General features: G+C 64.1%; 20 protein-coding genes. 2 read left to right on the top strand and 18 right to left on the bottom strand.

Annotated elements, in window-relative coordinates; all coding sequences use genetic code 11:
* Positions 1-9 precede the first annotated feature (9 nt).
* Positions 10-1596: an apolipoprotein N-acyltransferase gene (lnt, locus tag ACMO9O_RS03830; protein ID WP_418982293.1), complete on the bottom strand. Its 1587-nt coding sequence runs from the start codon at positions 1594-1596 to the stop codon at positions 10-12.
* 173 nt (positions 1597-1769) lie between these two features.
* On the opposite strand from lnt, the gene ACMO9O_RS03825 reads away from it, so the two are divergent.
* Positions 1770-3164: a Gfo/Idh/MocA family protein gene (locus ACMO9O_RS03825; RefSeq protein ID WP_418982292.1), complete on the top strand. Its 1395-nt coding sequence runs from the start codon at positions 1770-1772 to the stop codon at positions 3162-3164.
* A 330-nt stretch (positions 3165-3494) separates the two neighbouring features.
* On the opposite strand, the gene ACMO9O_RS03820 is transcribed toward ACMO9O_RS03825, so the two are convergent.
* Entirely contained in the window at positions 3495-3899 is a 405-nt protein-coding gene (locus ACMO9O_RS03820; RefSeq protein WP_418982291.1) for a hypothetical protein, read from the bottom strand.
* A gap of 995 nt (positions 3900-4894) precedes the next feature.
* Positions 4895-5854 carry a UDP-glucuronic acid decarboxylase family protein gene (locus ACMO9O_RS03815; protein WP_418982290.1) on the bottom strand — a complete coding sequence of 320 codons (960 nt, stop codon included), beginning with the start codon at positions 5852-5854 and terminating at the stop codon, positions 4895-4897.
* 145 nt (positions 5855-5999) lie between these two features.
* Here ACMO9O_RS03815 and ACMO9O_RS03810 point away from each other — a divergent pair, with 145 nt between their 5' ends.
* Positions 6000-7061, top strand: a complete 1062-nt coding sequence (locus ACMO9O_RS03810; RefSeq protein WP_418982289.1) for an endonuclease/exonuclease/phosphatase family protein — start codon at positions 6000-6002, stop codon at positions 7059-7061.
* A 33-nt stretch (positions 7062-7094) separates the two neighbouring features.
* Here ACMO9O_RS03810 and ACMO9O_RS03805 read toward each other — a convergent pair whose 3' ends face one another.
* The 15 genes from ACMO9O_RS03805 to ACMO9O_RS03735 all read right to left on the bottom strand — a co-directional run bounded on the left by ACMO9O_RS03805 (position 7095) and on the right by ACMO9O_RS03735 (position 24095).
* Entirely contained in the window at positions 7095-8252 is a 1158-nt protein-coding gene (locus ACMO9O_RS03805; protein WP_418982288.1) for a response regulator, read from the bottom strand.
* 141 nt (positions 8253-8393) lie between these two features.
* The gene (locus tag ACMO9O_RS03800) at positions 8394-9566 is read right to left on the bottom strand and encodes a glycosyltransferase family 2 protein (RefSeq protein ID WP_418982287.1); all 1173 of its coding nucleotides are present in this window, start codon (positions 9564-9566) and stop codon (positions 8394-8396) included.
* A 7-nt stretch (positions 9567-9573) separates the two neighbouring features.
* Positions 9574-10323, bottom strand: a complete 750-nt coding sequence (locus ACMO9O_RS03795) for a glycosyltransferase family 32 protein (RefSeq protein ID WP_418982286.1) — start codon at positions 10321-10323, stop codon at positions 9574-9576.
* Positions 10320-11471 (bottom strand): glycosyltransferase family 1 protein, encoded by a 1152-nt coding sequence (locus tag ACMO9O_RS03790; RefSeq protein WP_418982285.1) that lies wholly within the window; start codon positions 11469-11471, stop codon positions 10320-10322. The genes ACMO9O_RS03795 and ACMO9O_RS03790 overlap by 4 nt, the downstream gene beginning before the upstream one ends.
* Positions 11472-11475: 4 nt before the next feature.
* Positions 11476-12954, bottom strand: a complete 1479-nt coding sequence (locus ACMO9O_RS03785) for a lipopolysaccharide biosynthesis protein (protein WP_418982284.1) — start codon at positions 12952-12954, stop codon at positions 11476-11478.
* Complete coding sequence (locus ACMO9O_RS03780; protein WP_418982283.1) at positions 12932-14026, bottom strand: hypothetical protein; 1095 nt, start codon at positions 14024-14026, stop codon at positions 12932-12934. The genes ACMO9O_RS03785 and ACMO9O_RS03780 overlap by 23 nt, the downstream gene beginning before the upstream one ends.
* A 1-nt stretch (position 14027) precedes the next feature.
* Positions 14028-14636 carry an acyltransferase gene (locus ACMO9O_RS03775; protein ID WP_418982282.1) on the bottom strand — a complete coding sequence of 203 codons (609 nt, stop codon included), beginning with the start codon at positions 14634-14636 and terminating at the stop codon, positions 14028-14030.
* A gap of 20 nt (positions 14637-14656) precedes the next feature.
* The gene (locus ACMO9O_RS03770; protein WP_418982281.1) at positions 14657-15775 is read right to left on the bottom strand and encodes a glycosyltransferase family 4 protein; all 1119 of its coding nucleotides are present in this window, start codon (positions 15773-15775) and stop codon (positions 14657-14659) included.
* Positions 15772-16962 carry a glycosyltransferase gene (locus ACMO9O_RS03765; protein WP_418982280.1) on the bottom strand — a complete coding sequence of 397 codons (1191 nt, stop codon included), beginning with the start codon at positions 16960-16962 and terminating at the stop codon, positions 15772-15774. The genes ACMO9O_RS03770 and ACMO9O_RS03765 overlap by 4 nt, the downstream gene beginning before the upstream one ends.
* A complete protein-coding gene (locus ACMO9O_RS03760) occupies positions 16959-17864 on the bottom strand; it encodes a glycosyltransferase family 2 protein (RefSeq protein WP_418982279.1) in 906 nt (301 codons plus the stop codon). Before ACMO9O_RS03760 ends, ACMO9O_RS03765 begins: the two co-directional genes overlap by 4 nt.
* A complete protein-coding gene (locus ACMO9O_RS03755) occupies positions 17861-19411 on the bottom strand; it encodes an O-antigen ligase family protein (RefSeq protein ID WP_418982278.1) in 1551 nt (516 codons plus the stop codon). Before ACMO9O_RS03755 ends, ACMO9O_RS03760 begins: the two co-directional genes overlap by 4 nt.
* A gap of 21 nt (positions 19412-19432) precedes the next feature.
* A complete protein-coding gene (locus ACMO9O_RS03750; RefSeq protein ID WP_418982277.1) occupies positions 19433-21661 on the bottom strand; it encodes a GumC family protein in 2229 nt (742 codons plus the stop codon).
* A gap of 12 nt (positions 21662-21673) precedes the next feature.
* The gene (locus ACMO9O_RS03745; RefSeq protein WP_418982276.1) at positions 21674-22564 is read right to left on the bottom strand and encodes a TolC family protein; all 891 of its coding nucleotides are present in this window, start codon (positions 22562-22564) and stop codon (positions 21674-21676) included.
* Entirely contained in the window at positions 22561-23733 is a 1173-nt protein-coding gene (locus ACMO9O_RS03740; protein WP_418982275.1) for a sugar transferase, read from the bottom strand. The genes ACMO9O_RS03745 and ACMO9O_RS03740 overlap by 4 nt, the downstream gene beginning before the upstream one ends.
* Entirely contained in the window at positions 23730-24095 is a 366-nt protein-coding gene (locus ACMO9O_RS03735) for a response regulator (protein ID WP_418982274.1), read from the bottom strand. The genes ACMO9O_RS03740 and ACMO9O_RS03735 overlap by 4 nt, the downstream gene beginning before the upstream one ends.
* Positions 24096-24312 lie beyond the last annotated feature (217 nt).

The following is a 24312-nucleotide window of genomic DNA, read 5'->3' as shown; positions in this document are numbered from 1 at the left end:
GAGGAGGTTTTATTGGACCAGATGATTTCGTCGTTTGACCCGGTAGGCGACGTAGTAGAGCACGCACAGCAGCAGGACATATTCCGAGATGCGTCCCACATAATCGCCGTAGCGGGTGTAGAAGGTCTGTCGCGTGTTGAGGGGCACGTCGGCCGTGATGACCCCGCGCTCCTGCCAGCCGAGCGTCTCGCCCACATCGCCGCGTGCGGAGATGAAACCCGAACGGCCCGTGTTGGCCGCACGGGCGACGGCGCGGCGGTGTTCGATGGCCCGCAGGCGCGAGATCGTGAACAGATGGCGGTAGCCGGGCGTGTCGCCCCACCAGCCGTCGTTGGAGATGATGGCCATGAACTGCGCCCCGCGCCGCACGAAATCGCCGTAGAAATCGCCGTATAGTCCTTCGTAGCAGATCGCCGGACCAGTTTTGACCCCGTTACTCTCGAACACCGTGCCGTGCAATCCCTGTCCCAGCTGCCCCAGCGTGCCGCCCAGGTCGATCACCAGGAATTCGAGCGTCTCGAACAACCACGGCATCGGGGTCTTCTCCACCCCGATCACCAGCCGCCCCTTGTGGTGAAGCTGCGTGCGGCCCGCCGAATCGAGCCCGACGGCGGTGTTGAAGTGGTCGTACCACCCTCCGCCGACCGCATCGAAGCGCGCCGTGGAGGTCTGTGCTCCCGGGGCGTAGTAGCGCAGCGTGGCTACTCCCGTGACCAACAGCGCCTCGGGGTGCGATGCGCGGAGCGAGTCGGTCAGCTCCTGCCAGAACGCCCCCCGCTCCGGGAGGAAACGCGAGACGGAAAGCTCCGGCTCCCAGTAGTTGCCCGGCACGGCGGTCTCGGGCAGCAGGATGAACTGCGCTCCGGCCGGCACGTCGTGCAGCAGGTCGGCGATGTTGCGCTCCTGCCGCTCCGCGTCGCCGTGAAACTTGTCGTAGCAGTCCACATTGGGCTGGACGAGGCTCACGCGGACCGTCCCTTCGTCGGGCTGCTTCCAGCTCCACCAGATGCCCAGCGAAAGGAGGACGGGGAGCGCGACCATGCAGCCCGCCGCCACGGCCCGCCGCCGGGAGCGGCTCTGGAGCGCTTCGAAGAGGAGGATGTTCGAGAGCACCACCCAGAGCGAACCGCCCATGACGCCCGTGTATTCATACCACTGCACGGCCCACACCTCGTGCGAGAAGCCGTTGCCAAGAATGAGCCACGGCCAGGAGAAGTCGCCCACGGTGTACCAGTATTCGGTGGCGATCCACGCCGCCGCGAGCGTGGTGTAAGCCAGCGCTTTGGATGCTTTCTTGGAGAAGGTGTGGAAGAGCATGAAGGCGATCAGGTTCAGCGTGGTCGAGGCCAGCGTCGCGGCGAACGGACCCACCGGCGTGGCGTTCCAGATCCACCAGATCGTCATCGCGTTCCACAGGGCGAATGCGAGCGTCGCCCAGCCGAACATGCCCCACCATTCGCGCCGCGACGGACCGTACGAGGCGCTGATCCACAGCAGCGGCACGAGCGCCACGGGCAGCGTGAAGCCCGTCAGCGAGAGCCATCCCGGCGAGAGCAGGATGGCCGACAGGAGGGCAGCCGCGAATCTTCGAGACATGAGCGTGATTTTTACCACGGCAAAAGTAGTCAAAGGCACGCATATTTCAAAATATTTCCTATATTTGTCCTCGGACGGTGCGGCCGCACCCGAACCCGCGTCCGGAGAGCGTTCCGGCCGGGTTGCCGGCATCGCGGACCGCTCCCCGTATCGGAAATCCTAACCCGCTCGCTATGAAAAATTCTTCCCTTTTGTTGTGCGCCGCCTTCGCGCTCCTGCTGGCGGCCTGCTGCGGCCGCGACGGCTACCGCGTGGTCGACGGAAAGATCGTCTTCGACACCCCGGCCCGCGCCGAGGGCCAGGAGTCGGTATTGGGACTGCGCGTCGACCCGATGGAGACGGTCCGCGTCGGCTTCATCGGTCTGGGCATGCGCGGCCCGGGTGCCGTGGAGCGTTTCACCTATCTGGAGGGCGTCGAGATCAACGCTTTGTGCGACCTGCTGCCCGAGCGGGTCGAGGCTTCGCAGGCGATTCTGACGCGCCGTGGCTTCCCGCGCGCTGCCGAATACAGCGGCGAGGAGGGGTGGAAATCGCTCTGCGAACGCGATGACATCGACCTGGTGTACATCTGCACCCCGTGGCAGCTGCACGTGCCGATGGCGGTCTACGCGCTGGAGCACGGCAAGCACGTGGCCGTCGAGGTTCCGGCCGCCATGTCGCTCGACGAGTGCTGGCAGCTGGTCGATGCCGCCGAACGGGCGCAGCGCCACTGTATGATGCTCGAGAACTGCGTCTACGACTTCTTCGAGCTGACCACGCTCAACATGGCCCAGCAGGGGCTTTTCGGCGAGGTGCTCCACGTCGAAGGCTCCTATATCCACAACCTCGAACCTTTCTGGGACGCCTATCAGGGTAACTGGCGGCTGTCGTTCGACCAGGCGCACCGGGGCGACGTCTACGCCACGCACGGCCTCGGTCCGGCGTGTCAGCTGTTGGACATTCACCGCGGCGACAAGATGAACTACCTGGTTTCGGTGGACACCAAGTCGGTCTGCGGAGCGGCCGTCGCCCGCGAGAAGATGGGGGCCGAGACCTTTGCCAACGGCGACCACACGCTCACGCTCATCAGCACCGAGCGGGGCCGTACGATCCTTTTGGAGCACAACGTCTACACGCCCCGCCCGTACAGCCGCATGTACCAGCTGACGGGAACCGAGGGCTTCGCCAACAAATACCCCGTCGAGGGGTACGCTTTCCGGCCCGAGCAGCTGAACGCCGAATTCCCCGACCACGAGGACCTGAGCTACCATTCGTTCATTCCCGAGGAGGTGAAAGAGGAGCTGATGGAGCGCTACCGCCACCCGATCGCCAGCAGCATCGAGGCGTTGGCCCGCGAGGTCGGCGGCCACGGCGGCATGGACTTCATCATGGATTACCGGCTCGTCTACTGCCTGCGGCACGGTCTGCCACTCGACCAGGACGTCTACGACGCCGCCGAGTGGTCGTGCATCGGAGCGCTGACGGCAGCGTCGCTCGAACACGGCAGCCAGCCTGTCGCCATTCCCGATTTTACGCGCGGCGACTGGAACAAGATTCAGGGTTACCGCCACGCATTGGACGAGGAATAATTGCAAGGGCCCGAAACGATTCGCCCCTGCCACAATCGTTACGGCAGGGGCGAATCGTTTTATAGTCTCCGGTCCGACGCGACGGTATTATCGGCGGGCGGCCGGGACTTTCGGGGTGATCGCTCCCGGCCGTGCTCGGCGGGACCATTCGGGAAGATGCCGCGTGCGATTGGCCGGGACTTTCGGGGTGATCGCTCCCGGCCGTGTTCGGCGGGATCATTCGGGAAGATGCCCCGGGCGTTTGGCCGGGACTTTCGGCTGGTCGCTTCCGGCCGTGTTCGGCGGGACCATTGGGGAAGATATCCCTGCGGCGGCGGTTGCTTACACCGCCTAATTTTGGTCGAACGCCTCAGCAGCCTCACGGACCCGGTCCAGCTCCTGCGGGGCGATGCGGGGAAGCTGCGCCGCGCCGTTGCGGCGGATGACAATCCGCTGCTCGGTCTGGGCCTTGTGTGCGGCCGCGGCCTTTCTGGTCAGTGAGCGGCCCGCGGGGATGGCTTCGGTCAGGCGCAGGGCGAAAGAGCCTTCGTCGAGGTATTCGATCTCCTCGACCTGCATCTGCCGGACGCAGGCGGCCCCGGCGTCGGACGGATCGGGATCGCGGAAGGTGACGGGCAGGACGACTTGTTGTCCGGTGAGTTCGATCGCCCCGTATCTGCGGAGTATGGCGACGATCAGTTCGATGCAGCGGTTCAGCCGTTCGTCGGCCGCGGGGAGGTTTTCGGTAGATGGCATGACGGTTTGTTGGGTTAGTCAAGGCTCAGACACCCCTCCAAGACCGTTGTCGGATCGGTTTTCGCCGGGAAACAGCGGACCGGAGGCTGCACCGCCTCCGGCCCGTTGAAGGAAAGGACGCAGGTGCAATCTCCTCTCGACCGGCCTTGCGAACCGTACTTCTGAAGATGCCCTTACGCCCAAGCCAGCCTGCGGCGCATACGGCCGCAGGCATGACTCAGGTTTCAGACAAATTTTACGCCGAAGTAAAACCTGTTATATCGCTATAACAGTCGCAAGTTTTATCGAGAGGCATAAAGGTTTGTCTTAACCTTTATATACAAATATGTTGCGGCTTCCGCCGCCCGGGTTTCCGCCGGGACCGCCCTTTCCGGATGACGACCGAACGGCGTTCGGGTCGTGCCGGGAGGTTGTCCGCATGCGGGTTTCGTTTGCGCAAAGATAGGATAATTTTTCAAAATAGAAATGAAAACGGCCCGCGACTGCGGGCCGTAGGACGGATCGGAGGGGGCGGCTGCCCGCTCGCAGGGAGCGGTAGCGGTGCGCCCGCTCGTTCTTTGTAAGGTGCTGCGGATGCACGCTCGGCGCGGATGTGCCGGCGGATCGGAAATCCCTGCGGCGGATGCGTGCAGCCGACAGCCGCCCGATTCGGGATTCGGTCCTGCGTGAAAGGCAAGCGAATGTCCCCGACCGTTCGGCCCCGCTTCTGCGACGGATACGCAACGTAATTCCGCCGGGCGGTGTCGGTAAGCCCCGCGCTCCGGGTTGGAAATTCCGGATGCGAAACACGCGCCGGGATCTTCTTGACGCCGGACCCCTTTTGCCGGGCGACCCTAATCCGAACCTCTTGCGCGGGATGGTTGGCGATCCGAATCCGAAACCCCTGCATGGGACGGTTAAACACCTGAATCCCAAATTTCTGCGCGGGACGGTTCGCCACGCGAATCCTTTTCGGATCGCTCTCCCTCCGTGAGCATATTCGCCGCGGGGGCGGTTCAGCGCCGCACCCCCCCCCGCGTCAATACCTCCTCGAAGTAGCCGATGGTCTTGCGAAGCCCTTCGCGCAGCTGGACCGTCGGCTCCCAGTTGCCCAGCATCTGCCGGGCCAGCGTGATGTCGGGCTGCCGCTGGCGCGGGTCGTCTTCCGGCAGGGGCAGGTGGACGATCTGCGAGCGCGAGCCGGTGAGTTCGATCACCTCGCGGGCCAGCTCGCCGATGGTGAACTCATGCGGATTGCCGATGTTCACCGGACCCGTGAAGTCGTCGGGCGTGTCGTCCATCAGGCGGATCATCCCCTCCACCAGATCGTCTATATACTGGAAACTGCGCGTCTGGTTTCCGTCGCCGTAGATGGTGATGTCCTCCCCGCGCAGCGCCTGCACGATGAAGTTCGACACCACGCGGCCGTCGTTGATGTCCATCTTGGGACCGTAGGTGTTGAAAATGCGGACGATCTTCGTGCGCACGCCGTGCTGGCGGTGGTAACTCATCACGAGCGATTCGGCACACCGTTTGCCCTCGTCGTAACACGAACGGACGCCCAGCGGGTTGACGTGACCCCAATACTCCTCCTTCTGGGGGTGGATCAGCGGGTCGCCGTAGACCTCGGAGGTCGACGCCTGCAGAATCTTGCCGCGGTTGTACTTGGCCATGCCCAGCATGTTGAGCGCCCCGAGCACGGAGGTCTGCGTGGTCTTGATCGGGTCGTGCTGGTAGTAGATCGGCGAGGCGGGGCACGCCAGATTGTAGATCTCCTCCACTTCGGCCGTGTAGGGATAGATGATGTCGTGTCGGACGACTTCGAAATTGGGGTGCGCGAGCAGGTGGCGGATGTTGCTTTTGTGCCCCGTGAAGTAGTTGTCCAGACAGATCACGTCGTTGCCCTCGCCGAGCAGCCGTTCGCAGAGGTGCGAACCGATAAATCCGGCTCCGCCGGAGATGAGAATACGCTTCATTAGAATGTGGTTGTTTGCCTGTGCGGACCCGGCGTGTTCCTCCCCGTGCGATCCGCGCTAAATATCATTCAAATATAGGAAATTATCCTTAAAAAGCTAACTTTGCGGGACAGAATCGCCGTATATAGAGATAAAAAATACCGTTATGGGACGAAAAGCCGTCTTTAGTCTGCTCCATTTTCTGAGCGTAGTGCTTACGCTGCTGCTGCTTGCGGCCGCCGTGCTGAGCTGGCGCGCTTCGTTCGTCCCGCCTACCGAGGGGCGGTTCTGGGCCACGCTGGCACTGCTGATGCCCGTCATTTTGGTGGCCAACCTCGTCGCACTGATCGTCTGGCTCGTGCGCCGCGAGTGGTGGGTGTCGGTGCTTCCGGCGGCTGCGCTGCTGTTCAATCTGGGCTATATCGCCTCGATGGTCCGTCTGCCGGACATAGGCGGCGAGCGCACCTACGACCTGCGCGTGGGGTCGCTGAATGTCAATGGTTTCCGCCGGCTGGGCAAGCGCGCCTTTACCGCGCACGAGATCGCGCAGCTGGCTGCGCGCGAGGGGATCGACGTTCTCTGCCTGCAGGAGTTTCAGGACGATAGCGAGGTGAGCGCCGACAGCGTCGCGTCGTTTTTCGCGGGCCGTATGCCTCACTTCGTGCGCGACAAGGGGGAGGCGGTCATAAGTCGTTTTCCGATCGTCCGCCACGGTTCCGTGAACTTTCCGCAGACCAACAACGGTTACCTCTGGGCCGATCTCGATACGGGACGCGACACGGTGCGCGTCATTTCGGTCCACCTCCAGACGTCGGGAATTTCGAGCCTGAGACACCGTTTCCGCAAGGCGCACGACCGCGAAGCGCCGGTGGACCTGGTTTTCGGAGAGGTGGAGCGCAACAGCCGCCGAAGGGTCGAGCAGGTGTCCCAGATCCGCGCGCTGGTCGATTCGACGCGCTACCCGGTGATCCTCGCGGGCGACTTCAACGACACCCCCTCGTCCTACACCTACCGCCGGCTGAAAGGGGAGCTGAATGACGGCTTCCGCGAGCGCGGCTCGGGATACGGCGGCACGTTCCGCTACCTGGGCGGGCTGCTGCGCATCGACTACATCTTCTACGACGACTCCCTGCGGGCCGTCCGCTACGAGATACTGAAAGAGGATGTGAGCGACCACAAGGCGGTGGTCGCCGATCTCGAATTTTCGAACGGTCGAAACGGGGAATAGGGCGGACGTGCGGCCGCTTCTTGCCTGCAAGCGTCAGCTGCGGACCTGTTCCTGTGCGGCCTGCTGATGCTTGGCGATCGAGAAGCTGAAGGTCGAACCCTCGCCCTTTTTCGATTCGATGGTGATCTCTCCGCCGTTGCGGCGCGTGAGGTCCTGGCAGAGTTGCAGCCCCAGCCCCGAACCCTCCTCGTTCTTGGTCCCGTAGGTGGTGTGGTGCATTTCGGGGTTGAGCAGCTTGGGCAGGTCCTGCTCGTCGATGCCGACGCCGAAGTCGCGCACCGAAACCACGGCGTGGGTGGGCGTCTCGTGCACCGAAATGACGATGCGTCCTCCCTCGGGGCTGAATTTCACCGCATTGGACATCAGATTGCGCATGATGGTCTTCACCATGTCCACGTCGCAGTCGACCTCGATATGTCCCTCGACGTCGTAATCCACCGTAATGTTCTTGACCTGGGCCACCTGGTCGGACATTTTGCTGGCGAAGAGCACCACCTCGCAAATGTCGACCCGCTGAAAGACCGTGTTCATGCGTCCGGTCTGGCTCTTGGTCCATTTGAGCAAGTTGTCCAACAGCATGAAAGTCCCCTCGGTGATGTTGTTGCCCATGGTGAGCATCTCGTAGTTGTCCTCCCCGATCGTCTGCCGGTCGAGGTTGATCGTCAGCATGTTGAAGACCATCTTGAGCGTCCCGATGGGCGAGCGCAGGTCGTGCGCGATGACCGAATACATCTTGTCGCGGGCCTCGATGGTCTCCTGCAGCTGGTCGCGCTGCTGGAGGATGGTATTCTGCGCCGCGGCCAGGAAGATGTGGTGCGCCACGCGCGTGATAAGCTCCTCGTGGTTGAACGGCTTGGAGATGTAGTCGCTGGCCCCCAGCTTGAACCCCTTGACGATATCCTCGGGGTTGTGCAGCGCCGTCAGGAAGATGACCGGAATGTCCTGATGCGCCGGGTCGGCCTTGAGCCGTTCGAGCACCTGATAGCCGTCCAAGTCGGGCATCATGATGTCGAGCAGGATCAGGTCGGGGTTCTCCTTCTCGACCTTCTCCAGCGCCTCGACGCCGCCCGAGGCGGTGATGATCTTGTACTTGGCGCGGCTGAGCACGGCTTTCAGCAGCATGATGTTGGTGGCGATGTCGTCCACGGCCAGGATGGTGTAGTCCTCGGGTTGGATGTTGAATCTTTTCATGACGCTGAACTCTTTACGGTTGCAAATTTACGGTTTTTTCGCTTTCTCCCAAATTCTTCGCTTTTCCCTTTCGCGGAGCGGCTGACCGGCTGTGTGCCGGAATCCCGCCGCCTCCGCCGGAACAGCTGCTTTCGGAATGGGTTATCCCGCCCGCCGGGCCTTCTCCCAGGCTCCGCTGCGGTGGGTGGCCAGGTAGTGCGCGCCGCGGAAGACGTTGAGATTCATGAACAGGAAGTAGTAGGGGATGAAGAGCCACCGGTTGCGGCGGCCGCGCCGTTCGAGCAGCCACCCCGCCAGCGCAGCCAGGTAGAACGCCGTCTGCAGGGTGAGTACGACGGCGTAGAGCGCCGGATGCGCCGACCAAAGCAGCACGACATTGAGCGGCAGCAGCGCTGCGAGCAGCAGCGGGGTCAGCGTCCACCGCAGCACGCGGTGCGAAAGGTACTGAAAGGTCAGCACCCCGTGCCGCAGCGGGTTCAGCAGCCCCCGCAGCCGCCAGACCGACTGCAGTCCGCCCGCCGCGATCCGCCGCTTGCGCTTGCCCTCCTCGGCCATGTCGGCCGACGGGGTTTCGAGCGCGTAGGCCTCCTTGCAGTAGGCGATGCGGTAGCCTTTGCCGGCGATGCGCATCGAGATCATGAAATCGTCCAGCAGCGTATCCTCGCTCTGGGGTTCGTACAGCTCCCGCCGCACGGCGAACAGCTCGCCTGCGGCCCCGACGGCCGTCGAGAGGCGGAAGTCCCACTCTTTGAGCTTCGATTCGTAGCGCCAATAGACCCCCTCGGTGGCTGCCGCGCCCTCGCCGGCCCGGGCCGCCACGCGCTTCTCGCCCGCCACGCACCCCACCTTGGGGTCGTCGAAGCAGCGCACGATCTCCCGCACCGCTTCGGGGTTGAGCATCGTATTGGCGTCGGTGAAGATCACGATCGGCGTTTCGATCGCCTGCATGGCGCGGTTCAGCGCCGCGGTCTTGCCGCCCCGCCGCGCGTCGTGCAGCACCCGCACCTCGGGGCAGGCGGCCAACAGTTCGACCGTGCGGTCGGTCGAGCCGTCGGTGATCCACACGACGTGCAGCCTGCCGGCAGGGTACTCCAGTGCCCGGCAGTTGGCTGTTTTTGCTGCGACGATCTCCTGCTCGTTGTAGGCGGCGATCAGCAGCGTCACCTCGGGCAGGCTCTCGGGTTCGGGGGCCGCCCGCCGGGGGCAGACCGCCTCGCGGAAGCTCACCAGCGCTCGGAGCAGCATGCCGTAGCCGAGGTAGGTGTAGAAGACCACGGCCAGGAAGAGCCAGAAAAGGATGGCGGCGGTTGTCATAGGCCGGTTATTTTCGGCGGATCAGGCGTTCGACGCCGCGGATGAACTTGTACCCGAAGAGGTTGATCAGCACGGAGCGGGTCCGGTAGTAGGCGAACGCCTGCGGCGAGAACCACGAGTTCTGGTAGTGGTGGATGGCGTAGGTCTCGGGCGTGAGGATGACCCGCCGCGAGTCGAAGAGCTTCGGCGAAAAGTAGTCGGGCGGCAGGACGTAGACCGCCTCGTCGAGGTTCTTCGCGTGGAGCGTCTCGATGCCGCCGTGGCGCAGTTTGATGATCTGCTTGAAGTCGGGAATCCACGACTCCATGATGTCGGGCAGCATGCGGATGTCGTACGAACCGTCCGCGCGCAGGAAGTGCCGCCCCTGGTAGTAGTCGAGGCAGTGCCTGATCCAGTCGCACCCTTTTTCGGCCCCCAGCACCGCAGCCTCGATGGTCCCGGCCTTCTCCGCCCCGGCGAAGTAGGGCAGATCGAGCAGCGGGTCGAACGACTTGAGCACCTCCACGTCCGAATCGAGGTAGATGCCGCCGTGGTGGTAGAGGGCGTAGAAGCGGATGTAGTCGGCGGCGAAAGCGTACTTTTTCGCTTCGAACGCCTCCCGGACCCAGGGAACCGCCTCCAGATCGAAGCGCCGCGTGTCCCACAGGATGATTTCGTAGTCGGGCAGGTGTTTTTTCCAACTGTCTATGCAGCGCTGAATTTTGGGCGGATAGGGGTCGCCGCTCAGCCAGCAAAGGTGTATTAACTTGGGTATCATCTGTTTTTGGTTTGGGTTTCGTTCAACTCTTCCATCGCTTCGACCACGCGCGCCATCTGCCGCTCCCACGAGAGCGAGCCTTCGATCGAGGCGCGGATCGCTGCGGGAGGCATCTCCACCGCGTCGTAGAAGCGCAGCAGCGCCTCGATGTCGAGCGGCGTGTCGTCCGCCGGAGCCTTCATCACGTAGGGCATGTCGTCGAAGTCGGCGTCCTGCTCCGAGTAGACGAAGGGGATGCCGCGCGCGGCGTATTCGCGGTTTTTGAGGGTCTTGATCCGCGTGATCCCGTTGCGGTGGCGGCCCAGGCTGGCGATCCCCATATCGCACCACGCGAACTCGGCGTCGAGCGCCGCGCCCGAGCGCGTCCCGATCAGGGAGACATACTCCGCAAGGCCGTATTCGGCGATGCGGCGGCGGTAGTCGTTCAGCAGCGCGTCGCGGCTGTCGCCCGCGATGCGCAGGCGGACGATGCGTTCGCGCGGAGTGGAGTAGTAGCGGCGCAGCCCTTCGATCACGCGGTCGAAGCCGTGCCAGTAGTGGATGTTGGCCACGGCCAGCAGGTGCAGTTCGCGCGTCGTGTCCCGCCGCTCCCGCTTGACGGGAATCGACGCGAAGTCGATACCGTTCGAGATGCGGACGGTCGGCCGGCCGAAGATCGTCTCCTCGTCTGAAAAGGTGACGATGCGGTCGATGTAGCGGGCCATCCGCCGCCGGAAGAGCTTGTCGGCGAAGAGCCTTGCGCGCGCCTTCCACGAGGCGCGGGAGAACTCCCCGTCGTAGGGGTAGGTCGGGATTTCGAGCGCCGTGCGCACGCCCAGCCGCTGCAGCCGCCTCAGCCAAAGGATCAGCACCGGGTTGGCGTTCAGGTCGTGGCGGATGTAGACCAGACGGATTCCCTCGTCGCGCACGTAGCGCGTCACCTCCCCGAGCGAGAGGCGTTTGAGCACCTTGGCCCGCAGGCCGCACCCGAAGTTGCGGATGACGCGCTCGCCCGCCATCCGCCGCTGCGTGCCGTCGGGGGCGATCTCCAGGTGGCACAGCTCCGTAGGCACACCGCAGCGGCCCAGCGCCTCGCATTGGGCGAAGATCTTCTTGCTGATGCCGCTGAAAGCGGAAAACCCGTGGAAAACGACGAACAACCCCTTCATGGCATCACGATTTTGTGCGGCGCAGCACGCCCCGGACGATTTGCCAAAGGTCATAGACCCCGCCCAACTGTACGTAGGCGAGCCACACCAGCAGCGCTGCGGCTCCTTTGGCCGCGAGCGACGCGATCAGCGGCGTGCCCGCCGGCAGGCCGAACTCCAGCGCCGCCAGCGGCACGCTCACCAGCGCGGTCAGCAGCAGCGGCGAGAGGAATCCCCGCCAGAAAGGACCCCACCTCACGTGCAGCGTCAGGCGGAACAGGGCGTGGTAACATTGGATGAAGTTCACCAGGAACGAAGCGCAGATGCACCACGCCACGGCCTGGGTCGTGCCGAAAGCGAAAACGCCCGTGGCGATGGCCGCGACGTTGAGCGTGGCCGAGAAGAGACCGCACAGGAAGAGCATGCGCGTGGCGTCGGCGGCCTGGAAGATTGACCCGGAGGTCGACATGACGATCTGGATGCCCACCGAGAGCGAGAGGATGCGCAGAGCGTCCACCGAGGGCTGCCACTGGGGTCCGAAGATCAACAGGATCAACTCCTGCGCCGTGAAGCAGAGCACCGCCGAGAGCGGCAGCCCGATAAAGGCCAGCAGGCGGATCACCTTCATGTACTGGAAGGCGATCTGCCGCTTGTCGTGCTGCATCTCGGCGAAGATCGGGTGCATGACGGGCGAGATGACGAAGGTGATGTTTTGCAGGGGGAGCATCATCAGCCGGTACGACTTCTCGTAGTAGCCCAGCTGCGTGAGGCTCATGTAGCGGCCCATCAGCAGTTTGTCGAGGTTGCGGCTGAAGTAGTTGATCAGCTGGAACGAGAACTGGTAGGCCGAGAACGAGAAGACCTTGCCCAGCGCCTCGCGTCCGGGCCGGAGCCGCAGCCGGAGCGGATTCTGGCGGTAGTTGATCATGAAAAGCATCGCGCTCGAGAAGACCGGGTTGATCGTCAGCGCATAGATGCCCGCCCCGGCGTAGGCCGCCGCGATGGCCGCCGAGCCGCCGATGATCTGTACGCTCAGCGAGCGCACGGCGATGAAGCGGAAGCGCTTGGCTTTGTAGATCAGTGCGTTCGGTACGATGTTCGCCGAGGCGAAGAAGAGATTCAGCGACAGGATGCGGCAGACGGTCTTCAGGCTTTCGGCGTGGTCGTAGAACGAGGCGATACCGCCCGAGGCGGCGAAGAAAAGCAGCGCGATGACGGCCCCCGACCAGACGCTCAGCGAGAAGATGCCGTTCAGATCGCTGCGCGTCAGGTTCTTGCGCTGGATGACCGCCGGCCCGATGCCCAAATCGCTGAAGATGGCGAAGAACGAGATGATGACCGTGGCGATGCCCACGATGCCGAACTCCTTGGGGGTGAATAGGCGCGCCAGCACGCCCGCAACCCCGAGGTTGACGACGATGCCGGTGTACTTGGCCACCGAGGTGTAGAACACCCCGGACATCAGCTGCGTCTTGACGCTCTTATTTTCCGGATTTTCGGTCATGGAGCTTTTCGTAAAGCGCGGCGTAGCGCTGTGCGGTCCGTCGGAGGGTGAGGTTTTCGAGCGCGTAGGCGCGGTTGCGCGCGCCGTGTCCCGCGGCGGCGAGGCGGGCCGCTTCCGCCAGCGCGCGGTCCACCGAGTGCGGGTCGGCCGGGTTGAAGACCGGATTGCCCGTGGCGCGCAGCATCTCGCCCACGTTGCCGCAGTCGGGTCCCGCGACCACCTTGCCGAAGAGGAACCCCAGCGTCACGTTGCCCGAGTTGAGGATATTCGTGCGCTGGATCATCAGCACGTCCGCCGCCCCCAGATAGCGGGGCAGCTCCGCGTCGGGGATCATCCAATCCGCCGAGGTGATGCGGCACGGCGCCAGCGCCGTCAGGGCGCGGACGGCGAGGTAGAGCGAGCGGGTCGCCAGCCTGCGCAGCCCCGTGCGCCAGCGCGAACGGTAGGTATAAGGGAACAGGCGCGGGGCGAGCAGGTATTTGCGGCTGCACTCAAGGCGGCGGTAGGCCCCCCACACCAGCCTGCGCTCGTCCGCGTGGCGGAACGTGCCGAATGCGAGCAGCACGAATGCCCGCTGCGGAATGCCGAGCATGCGCCGCGCCTCGGCGCCCGGGAGCGCCGTGTCGTAAATCCCCTCGTAGATGTGGTGGGGGATCACCTCCTGCAACTGCCCCTCCGGCGTGCCGCGGGCCGTCAGCTCGCGGCGGCTGGCGTCGCCCAGGTGGACCACCGCGTCGGCATACCGTTCCACGAGCCGGTAGCCCTCGGCCACCAGCTCATCGCCGCGGTGCGGTGCGGCGTTGTGGCGCGTGTAGACGATCCCGACGCCCCGCTCCCGCAGCCGCCGCAGGATCGCCTCGACCGCCGCGAGCTGCGTGCGGTCGGGCCGATGCCAGCCGAAAAGCGCCTCGGGCCACTGAATGTGCACCACGTCGTAGGCGTCCGCGCGGGTGTGGAACTCCGCCGTCGAGCACACCGCCTCGCACCCCGCATCGCGGAGCGCTTCGGCGAGCAGCCGCACGAACGGATTGTCGCTCTGGGGACCTATGTCGTAGACGATCAGTACCTTCATCTTATAGTTTCACCCACTCGCCGCGGGCCGGGTCGTAGCGTTTGATGACGCGGGCCGGGTTGCCCACGGCCACGCTGAAAGAGGGGATGTCCTTCGTGACGACCGATCCTGCGCCGATCTGGCAGCGCTCCCCGATCGTGACCCCGGCCACCACCACCGAGTTGGCCCCGATGTGCGATTCGTTGCCGATCGTGACCGGCTTGCGGACCAGCTCCTGCGCGTTCGAGTCGCGCGTACCGTCGGCGTAGCCGTGGTTGAAGCCCGCCACGAAGACGTGCTGACCCAGCCCCACGCGGTCGCCGAAGCGGACCGGGCCGATCACCACCGAGCCGATGCCGATGCGCACGCCGTCGCCCAGAATAACGTCGCCCGCGCCGTTGTTCACCACGGCGAAGTCTTCGATCAGCACGTCGCGGCCCGCTTCGAAGCGTTTCCAGGGGAAGATGTCGAGCCGCGCATGCCGCCGGAAAAGGCTGCCGCGCCCTTTCTTCTGCAGGAAGGGGGTCACCAGCAGCCGCACCCACAGCCGCGGCCGCGGCCGTTTGGGCGAGGAGATGAGCCACAAGGCCAGTTTGCGCAGGCGGGGCGAGTTCTTGATACGCTCTTTCATCGTTGCAAAAATAGGAAAATTTATCGCACGGTGTCTTCGTAAAGGGCCAGCAGTTCGCGCGCCGTGCGCTCCCACGAGAAAAGTTTGACCCGCTCCAGCCCGTAGGCGATCTGCTCCCGGCGGAACGCCTCGTCGTTTTCGAGGCGCAGCAATGCTTCGGCGATCTGCCCCGGATCGGTCGGATCGACCAGAATCGCCCCCTCGCCCGCGATCTCGGGGATGGCCGAGGTGTTCGACGTAACGACGGGCGTGCCGCAGGCCATCGCTTCCAGCTGCGGGATGCCGAAGCTCTCGCGCAGGGAGGTGTAGAGGAATGCTGCCGCGCCGTTGTAGACGGCCGGCAGGTCGCTGTTGGGGATGTAGCCCGGCAGGCGCAGCCGCTCGATCAACCCCTCTTCGCCGATCTCGCGCAGGATGTCCTGCGCCGCCTCGGCCTTCAGATCGGCCACCAGCAGCGGCAGCGGATCGTCCGACCGCCGCACGTACTCGGCATAGCCCCGGAGCGTTCCGGGGGTGTTCTTCTTAGGGTCGGTGTTGCCCAGAAAAAAGAGGTAGCGCGCTTCGGGCAGGTAGCGCCGCGTCACCTCCGCCGTGCTCTCCAGCGGGCGGAAGCGGGGGTTGTAGCCGTTGTGGATGGCCGTGATGCGCGCGGGGTCCAGCCCCAGCGCCGTGCGGATGCGGTCGCGTTCGAACGCCGAGACGGTGATGATCCGCTCGCAGCGCGGCAGGATGCGGGGGACGACCGTTCGGCGGTAGAGCCTCCCCAGCGACTGGTAGAGCGACGGGTTGCGGGCGGTCTGCCGCTCCAGGAAGATGATGTCGTGCAGCGTGAGGATCAGCGGCGCCGAACCCCAGACGGGGGCCGTGTTGCTCGTGCAGTGCAAGAGGTCGGGGCGGATGCGGCGCACGGCGCGCGGCAGCGCCCACTGCTCCCACAAGGGGTAGCTCGGGCAGCGGAGCGTCAGGATATGGACGTTGGGCGTCTCTTCCAGGCAGCGGTCGGGACCGTCGCCGACGAGGATGAAGTATTCGTTGCGCGTGTCGATGCGCTGGAGACAGCGGATGGTCTCGAGCGCCACGAAGTCCATGCCGTGTTTGTTGGGGCGGAAGATGCGCTGCGCCTCGATGGCTATTTTCATGGTTCGGGTCGGTTTTGCGGTGCGGGATCGCCCGCTCCGGTATGGCTGGTGTGGATGAACCGCTCTTTGGTTCCGCGCAGACGGAACATATTCCTTACGGTCAGCAGGAAGAGCACCGGCAGCCGCCGCAGTGCACGACCGAGCCGCGCATCGGTCTGCGCATCGGGCAGGGCGAACGCCAGCGCGAAGGCGAGCAGCAGTAGCGTCACCCACCACTTGACCGATCCGGCGGGATCGAGCGCCGTCATCAGAAGCGTCCACAACGGTACGAGTCCCAGCAGCAGCATGCGCGGCGGCAGACACCACTGCACCAGCTTGTCGCAATAGTCGGCGTTGCCCGCCAGGATCGCCCCCGGGAGCTGCCTGACGGCCGCCGCGAGGGCGTAAAACTGCGCGGCGATCCACCGCCGCCGCTGGTCGTAGTAGGCCCCTTCGGCCTGCACCTTCTCGTCGAGCACCTCCAGCGAGTCGAGGTAGCCGATGTAGATGCGCTGGCGCAGCAGCAGGGCTTCCAGCTCCTTGTCCTCGCCCGCGGTGATGCAGCGGCGGATATTCGCGTAAAACCAGTCGTAGCGGAAAGCCATACCCGAGCCGATCAGCGCCGAGGATAGCCCCAGCGCCACGTGGCCGCGGCGGAAGATCGAGTTGTTGATCTCCTCGCTCGCCGCGTCGATCACGGCCGTGTCGGTGTCGCGGTTTTTGGCCGTGCGGTGGGCCTGCATGGCCTCCACGCCGCTGTCGAAGACGTCGTTGAGCCGCGCGATGTAGTGCTCCGGTACGAGGTTGTCGGCATCGAGGATCGTCACCGCGTCGGCCGCCCCCGCGCCCAGCGTGTCGGCGGCAAAGGTGAGGGCCTTGGCTTTGGAGCTGTTCTCGAAGTGCACCTCCACGATCTCGACCGGCCGGCGGCGGAGGGCGTCGAGCGTGGCGGGTCGCAGCCGGTCGGCAATCACCACGACGCGGTGCAGATCGGCCGGGTAGTCCTGCCGCAGGGCCGCCTGCGCCGTGCGGACGACGACCGCATCGGCCTTGTAGGCAGGGATCAGCGTCACGAAGCGCAGCCGGCGGCGGGCCGGCGGGTAGTCGTCGTCCGGACGCCGCATCGAGAAGAGTGCGAAGACGAAGAGGTAGAGCACCGGAAGACCCAGCGCCGCCACCAATATCCAGTCTATGATATTCAGTATCATCGTTTACCTGTTTTTCCTTTCAGAAAGTCGATAGCTCCCGTCCATGCCGCCGCGGCCAGGTCGCGGCGGCCGCGCAGCAGCGCCGTGACGACGGTCTTGGGCAGGGCGGCGCAGAGTTGATATAGTTCCGAGAGCAGCCGCCGCGACCCGCCGAGGTTGCGCCGCGCGAAGAGCAGGCGGTTGCGCGTGAGGTAATAGGTGCGTAGGGGGCTTTGCTGTCCCGTAGTGGCGCTCTCCTTGTGGAAGACCGTGCAGCGGGGGTCGTACACGATGCGCAAACCCGCCCCGCGGATGCGCACCGACCAGTCCAGCTCTTCGTAGTAGAGGAAGTACTCTTCGGGCATCCATCCCGCCTTTTCAAGCGCGCTGCGTCGCACCAGCATGGCCGCGCCGTGGGCATAGGGGGTCTCGTGCGGGGTGTCGTAGGAGCCGTCATCCGCCTGCCCGAAGCCGACGAGCGCGTTGCGCAGCGTCACGGGCGAGAGGGGCGTGTAGCCCGCGAACTGGATTGCGCGCGGCGGATCGAAGAAGCGGATTTTGGGACAGACCACCCCGATCGAGGGATCGGCGTCGAGCGTTTCGCAGAGCCGGTGCAGGGTGTCCTCCTCTACCTCCGTGTCGTTGTTGAGCAAGAGCAGATACTCCCCGGTCGCCGCCGCCATGCCGAGGTTGTTGCCTCCGGCGAAACCCAGGTTGCGGTCGCTGCGGAGCGCCTTGATGTCGGGGTAATGCGCCCGGAGCAGCGCCGCTTCGTCCCTTTCGGAGCCGTTGTCCACCACCACGATCTCCAGCGGGGCGGTGACCTGCGTCCGGAGCGAGCGGATCAGCGCCTCGGTGAGCGCGAGGCCGTTGTAGTTGACCGTGACGACGGAGACGCGTGGTGGGTGGATTTGCGTGCTCATGCCCGTCGGATTTTCAGCGGCTCGGCCTCCCCGGTCAGCTCGCGGTCGAACCGCGGGGCCATGAAGATGAAAGCCATACTCATGTAGACGATCGCCCCGTTGGGAATCTGCCCCAGCACCTCGTTGGCGTAGGACATGAGCGTCAGACCCGCGATGCCGCAGATCAGCGCGGCCGTCAGCCCTCGCACCTGGGAGTTGCGCAGGCGGAAGACCACCTGGAAACTGCCCCAGGCAAGTACGTACAACAGCAACGAGACATGGATCAGGATGCCCACCACGCCCGTCTCCACCCAGATCAGCACGAACCACGAGTCGGTCGGAATCTGCGACAGCGGCGCGTCCGGAGCGTGGTTCTTGGCCTTGCCGCCGCCCATGCCGATTCCCGCGCCGAAGGGTTTGTCGGCCATCAGCACGCGCAGGCGGGCCTGGTTTTCCAGCCGAACGTTGAACGAGGCGTCGTCGGTGTTGAAGGCGCTGCGGGCGCGGCGGATAATCTGATTTCCCTGCCCGATATCCGTGAAATTCAGAAAGATGAAAGCACTCAGAAGCGCTACGACCCCCGCCACCGCCAGCCGGGCGTTGCGCGACAGGACCACGAAGGCCGCATAGCCGGCGAACGGCACGGCCAGTGCGCTGCGCGTGCCGGAGATGAGCATGCCGTAGCAGGCCGCCGCAGCCGTGAAGAAGAGGAAGAATTTCATCCACGGATTCCGGTAGAAGAGCGCGGAGATGGAGAGCACGACCATCGACATGCCCATGCTGGCTCCGAAGTTGGCCGCGTCGCTGAAGAACGAGAAGTAGCGGATGCCGCTGTAAATGATGTGCGTACGCCGCGCCCCCAGCACGTAGAGCCAGTATTTCTCCGCCTCGTTGAAGCCGATGAACTTCTGGATGAGCGCCTTGCTCACGGCGATCAGCGTCAGAACGGCCCACACGGCCAGCATGTAGCGCAGCCATTTGAATTCGCCCATCGTCAGCTGCGTCAGCACCACGATCAGCAGCAGGTAGATGGCGAACGACCGCACAGCGGTGAACCACGCCGCGGGTACGGCGAGCGGGTTGAACAGCTCGAGCGTGCAGTAGACCGCCCAGATCAGCGCCGCGACGGTGATTCCCGAGCGGATGCGCCGCCACTCGATGCGGTGCACCATCGCCTGCACGGCGACCATCAGCACGTTGTAGAAGAGCGCCGCATCGAGGATCGTCCCGATGGGGATGTCGCGCACGTAGCGCCCCAGCGCCATGATGAAGTAGTTGACCACGAACATGCCCAGCATGGCCACGGCCGGTTTGCGCAGCGTGACCCACAACATGCAGAGCGCGGCCGGCAGGATGCCCAGCACCACGCCCAGCGGCATCTTGCGGTGGGTGAACAGGTAGGCGATGGCCAGCACGCCGCAGACGAGCGTCGCCGCGACGGTCAGCCGCACCGGACTCCAGCGCGAGGTGATCTCGCCGATCCCCAGGACCTTGTTCAGGCGTGAGGACAGGCTCTCTGGATGCAGGGCCTTGCTCGGACGGGAGGATATGCTGCCGGGGTTGCTCATCGGGCGTGCTCGCCGGGAACGTTATTTGACAGCGGTGAATCCGAACTGGCTGATCTGGTAGCCCAGCCGGCGCAGGAAGGTGAAGGGAGGCATCAGCCCGGTGAAGACCTGCACGACGCTGCGCTGGGCGCAGTTGAGGCAGATCAGCACGGGGGCCGGGGCCGCCAGCTCGACCGCTTTTTCGAAGAGCAGCTGGTCGGTGTCCTTCCACGTCCGGTTGGCCGGGGCGATCATCAGGTTCAGCGCCGCCTCCTGCAACAGCCCCTTCGGCACGGAGCAGACCGCGAGGGCCGGGTATTCGACCAGCACCAGTTCCGCCTCGGCGAGCGTCGGTTCGCCGTCGCGCTCCTGCACGAAGTCGCTGAGCCGCTCGGCCAGCAGATACTCCTTGCGGTCGATGCCGAAGTCCCTGTTCCACGTCACCACCCGCACCTTCATGCCCGATTCGCGGAAGTGCTCGGCCAGGCTCCCGGCCAGGGTCGTCTTGCCGTCGCCCGCGGCCGTGCTCAGCAGGTTGACGATGTTGGTACGCCCCGGGGTGAAGAAGTTGAGCGCGGCGTTGCCGATCTGCCGCGCCGCTAGCTGCCGGTAGGTCTTCGTATAGCGCCGCTCGCCCAAACGCCCCGGTCCGGGGAAGGCGCCGAGCACCTTGCTGCCCGTGATGCGCTCGGTGCGGATCTTGTCGCGCAGCGTGCGGTCGATCAGCTCCAGCAGGATGAAAAAGCCCAGCACGAAGACCAGCGTCACGGCGAAAGCGGCGAAGACCATCATCTTGCGCTTGCTCGGTTCGGCCGAGATCGGCAGCACGGGCGGGTTGATGATGCGCAGCGTGGCGGAGCTCATCTGGAGGTTCTTCTGCCGCAGGCGCGCGGTGTTCAGGGCGTTGAGGATCGAGAGGTACGACTGCTCGGAGAAGCCGATCTGCCGGTTCTTGCGCTTGAGCGTCGAGCCTACGGGCGAGAAGAGCGTATAGCGGTTGTCCAGGTCGTGCTTGCGCGACTTCATCACCTCCATCTCGGTCTTGGACTTCTCCTCGAGCAGCACGGCGTCGAGCCACTGAGCGATCATCGACCCGGTCGAAAGACCCTCTTTGGTGTACTGCTGGTTGGCGATGTCGGTGGTAATCTGCTTCAGCTCGTCGGTATGGCCGTTCAGTTCGCGGCGCAGGGCGTCGATGTCGGTGCGGCTCTGCGGGCGGTATGCGGCGGTCTGGCCGGCGGTTAGGTCGGCGGACTGCTCCCCTTCCGTTGCGGTCTCGGTCTCGCGGTTGAAGGCCTCGGCGGCGGAGATGCGCGTCTGCAACGCACCGATCTGACGCAGCTTGGCCAGGAAGCGCGCATTGTTGTGGAAGGTCTTCAGCCCGTCCAGCTGCTCCTCGATGGCCTGGCGCAGCCGCTTGGCGCTCTGGTAGTTAAGCTCGATATCCTCGGTGCGCAGGTCGTAGTCGCGCGACAGCGAGGCGATGTGCTTGGTCTGTTCGTCGTAGTTGATGACCTGGTGGCGGATGTTGTACTCCAGCAGCGAATCCTCCATCTGTTTGAGGTCGTTGCCCACGCGGTTCAGCTCCTGCTGGAAGTAGTCGATCACGTTGTTCGTCTCGCCGAAGCGCAGCTCCTTGTACTGCTTGACGAACTCGTCGTTCAAGAGCAGCAGCGTCTGGTAGACGATGCCCGGATCGTCGTTCTCGTAGGTAATCTCCAGCATGTCGCTGCTCCCCACGCGCTTGACCTTGATGCGGCTGAGCGCCTGGTAGCTGTAATGCGGATGGTTCCACATGAACAGGCCGTAGACGTGGTTGTCGCGGTCGTTGGTCTCGTAGGCGGTGATCTGTTCCAGGGTCTTGTTCTCATCGTCGCGGTCGACCAGCGCCATCACGTCGGGCGGCGTGCGCTGCAAGAGGCGGCGGTAGGTCTTTGCCAACAGATACTGGTTGTCCTGCTGCGGGTCGCCGTGAACGAGGTCCTGCACGAACAGCCGCAGCGAGACGTTCTTCAACGTCGCCTGCGAGGTGAGGATGTTCATCAGGTTGTCCATCGCGTTGTTGATGATGTTCCAGTCCTGACGCGTGCCGCCCGACGACTCGATGTCGTAACCCGACACGACGCCCGTGTAGATGGTCATCGACGACTTGTAATAACGCGGCATCTTGCCCATCTTGAGGTAGACGGCCAGCGCGACCAGCAGCGGGCAGAGGATCAGCCACCACTTGATGCGGTAGAGGAATTTGATGACGTATGCGAGGTAGTTCATGGCGTTGTCTGTTTAGCGGGTGGACCCGGCGGCCCGGGCCGAAGTGTCGGCGGGTCCCGGTTGTGCGGCTTCCGGCCGGGCGGTTGCGCCGCTTTCGGCGTCCGCTGCGGGAGCGGGTTCCGTAGAGGCGGACGAGGGCCGTGCGGCGCGGCGCGAGATGATCGGGGTGTTGGTGAAGACCTCCAGCTGCAAGAGGGCGCTGTTCAGCGCGCGGCGCACCTCCTCGTAGGCGCGGATCGACGAGGCTTCGATCGATTTCTGGCGCGCCAGCGACTGCATGTCCAGCTTGCCGTTCAGGAAGTCGGTCTCCGCCCCGGCGTAGTTGGTCTGGGCCATGGTCATCGCCTCGGTGACGCTCTGCAGCGAGGAGAGCTGCTCGATGACCGTGGAGTAGGTCTCGATGATCTTCAGGCGCAGCTCGTCGAAACTGCGGTCGAGGTCGTGTTCGACCTGTTCGAGCCGTTTTTTCTGCTGCTTGACCTTGTTGCGGCGGTTGAGAATGCCCGACAGGGGGATCGAGACGCTGCCGCCGACGTTCCAGTAGTTCTGGCGGCGGCCCGAGTTGTTGACCACCGGTACGCCGTTGTCGATGTAGGTCTGGTTATAGATGTCCGACGAACCGTAGTTGTAGCTGGCGTTGAATTTCAGGTAGGTCATCCACTCGCGCCGCACGGTCTTCAGCTCGCGCGCTTCCAGGTCGACATTCGATTCGTAGAAAGCCATCTGGGGCGAGGAGCGGGCGTTGTCCAGCAGGGTTTGCAGCGGAGGGAGCTTCAGGTCGATATAGTCCTGCGGGGTCATGGCCGCCAGGTTGAGGTAGGCCTCTTCGGGGGTTACGGGCTGTTGGGCGCAGGCTGCCGCTGCCGGGAAGAGGAGGCAGAAAAGCAGGAGTTTTTTCATCATACGTTTTCTTTTTGGATGAACGCCGTGAAGGTGCGGAATATTATCTTGAGGTCGAACCACGGCGACATTTCGCGCGCGTAGCGGATGTCGAGCTGCTTGCGCTGTTCGGGCGAGAGCTTGCCCGCCGCGCCGCGCTTCTCGACCTGCCACAATCCGGTCAGCCCCGAGGGGCACATGAAGCGTTCGATGTATTCGTCGCTGGTCAGCCGTTCGGCTTCGTAGAGGGGGAGCGGGCGGTTGCCCACCACCGACATGTCGCCGCGCAGGATGTTGATCAGCTGGGGCAGTTCGTCGATGCTGTATTTGCGCAGGAAACGGCCCAGCCGCGTCACGCGTGGGTCGTTTTCGATCTTTACGAAGGCGTTCTCCTGCTCGGTTTCGACCTGCTGGAGGTGTGCCTGCTCGTCGATGGCGAAGTCGTCGGCGAAGAGCACCCCGCTCTCCATCTCCTTGAGCAGCTCCTCCATATCGCTCTCGTCGAAAGACATTTTGCCCGAGTCGGTGTCGATTGTCTGGGCGGCGTACTGGTTTTTGTCGCCCAGCTCCTTGAGCCGCTGGTCGGCGTCGGTGCGCATCGAGCGGAATTTCAGGAAGTCGAAAATGCGGTAGTTGCTCCCCACGCGCTTCGATTTGTAGAGCACGGGTCCCGGCGAATCGAGCTTCACGGCCACGGCCACCGCCACGAGCAGGGGCGAGAGAACGACCAGCCCCGCCAGCGACGCCGCCACGTCGAAAGTCCGCTTCCAGAGCGGCATGCGGAACAGCCGCACCTCGCCGCTCTCCGCGTGCAGAACCGGTTTGTGGGTGAAGGAGTGGTCGGCCATGAACCGCATCGTGCGCAGCAGGTCCTCGCGCGGAACGTCTCCCGCCACGGCGCTGTTCACCCCGGCGCGCAGGTAGGCGCGGCGTTCCTCGTCCCCGAGCCGGCCGCGGGCCACCAGAATGATGCCCGCTCCGGGGAACCACGACCTCAGGAAACGGATGTTGCGGCAGTCGGTGTCTGCCTCGCGCTGTTCGTAAAGGATGAACGCATGTTCGGCCCTGAGGGGCGTAAGCACCCTGAGGGCCGAACTGATGTCGCTTACTAAGTGCATCCGCTCCGGGACCAGTTCGGAAAAACGGGTCGCAAGACCCCCTTTCCCCTTGATGTAGACGACGGGATGTTTCAATCGAGAATTTTTTTGATCCGTATTTTGAGTTCCATCGGGTTGAACGGCTTGACGATGTAGTCCTCGGCGCCCTGCTCCAGCAGACGGATGCGCTCCGAGGTGCTGTCCTCGCTGGAGAGCATCACCACCGGTACGTGGCGGAAGAGTTCGTCGTGTTTGAGCAGGTGCAGGAACTCGTCGCCGCGCATTTCGGGCATGCGGATGTCCGAGATGATCAAATCGGGCATGTTGCCCTGATGCAGCCACTCGACGGCCTGCACGGGGTTCTGCTGGTAGAAGCAGTCGTAGTCCGCATGGAGATATGCGTAGATGATTTTGGCGATTTGCTCCTTGTCGTCTACGACCAGTACTTTTTTCTTCATGTCTCTATCCAAATTTTACCCGGGGGCGTGACTGTCCGTCTTCCCCGCGAAGAGAGGGTTGTCCGAATTATCTGGTAAATATAAAAAATATTGCGGACAAACGCGGCATTTTCCGCCGCAAATATCGGCAAAAAAATATTGATGTCATATTTCCCGCCCGTTTATTTCGCGTCGGGACCATCCCAGAAACGGGTTTTTGGGTCCCGTCCGGCGGATT

Origin of the sequence: Alistipes sp. (assembly GCF_048465635.1) — a bacterium.
Lineage (GTDB): Bacteria > Bacteroidota > Bacteroidia > Bacteroidales > Rikenellaceae > Alistipes.
Note: the sequence above shows the minus strand (reverse complement) of the source record. Positions and strands in the feature narration are given on the sequence as shown.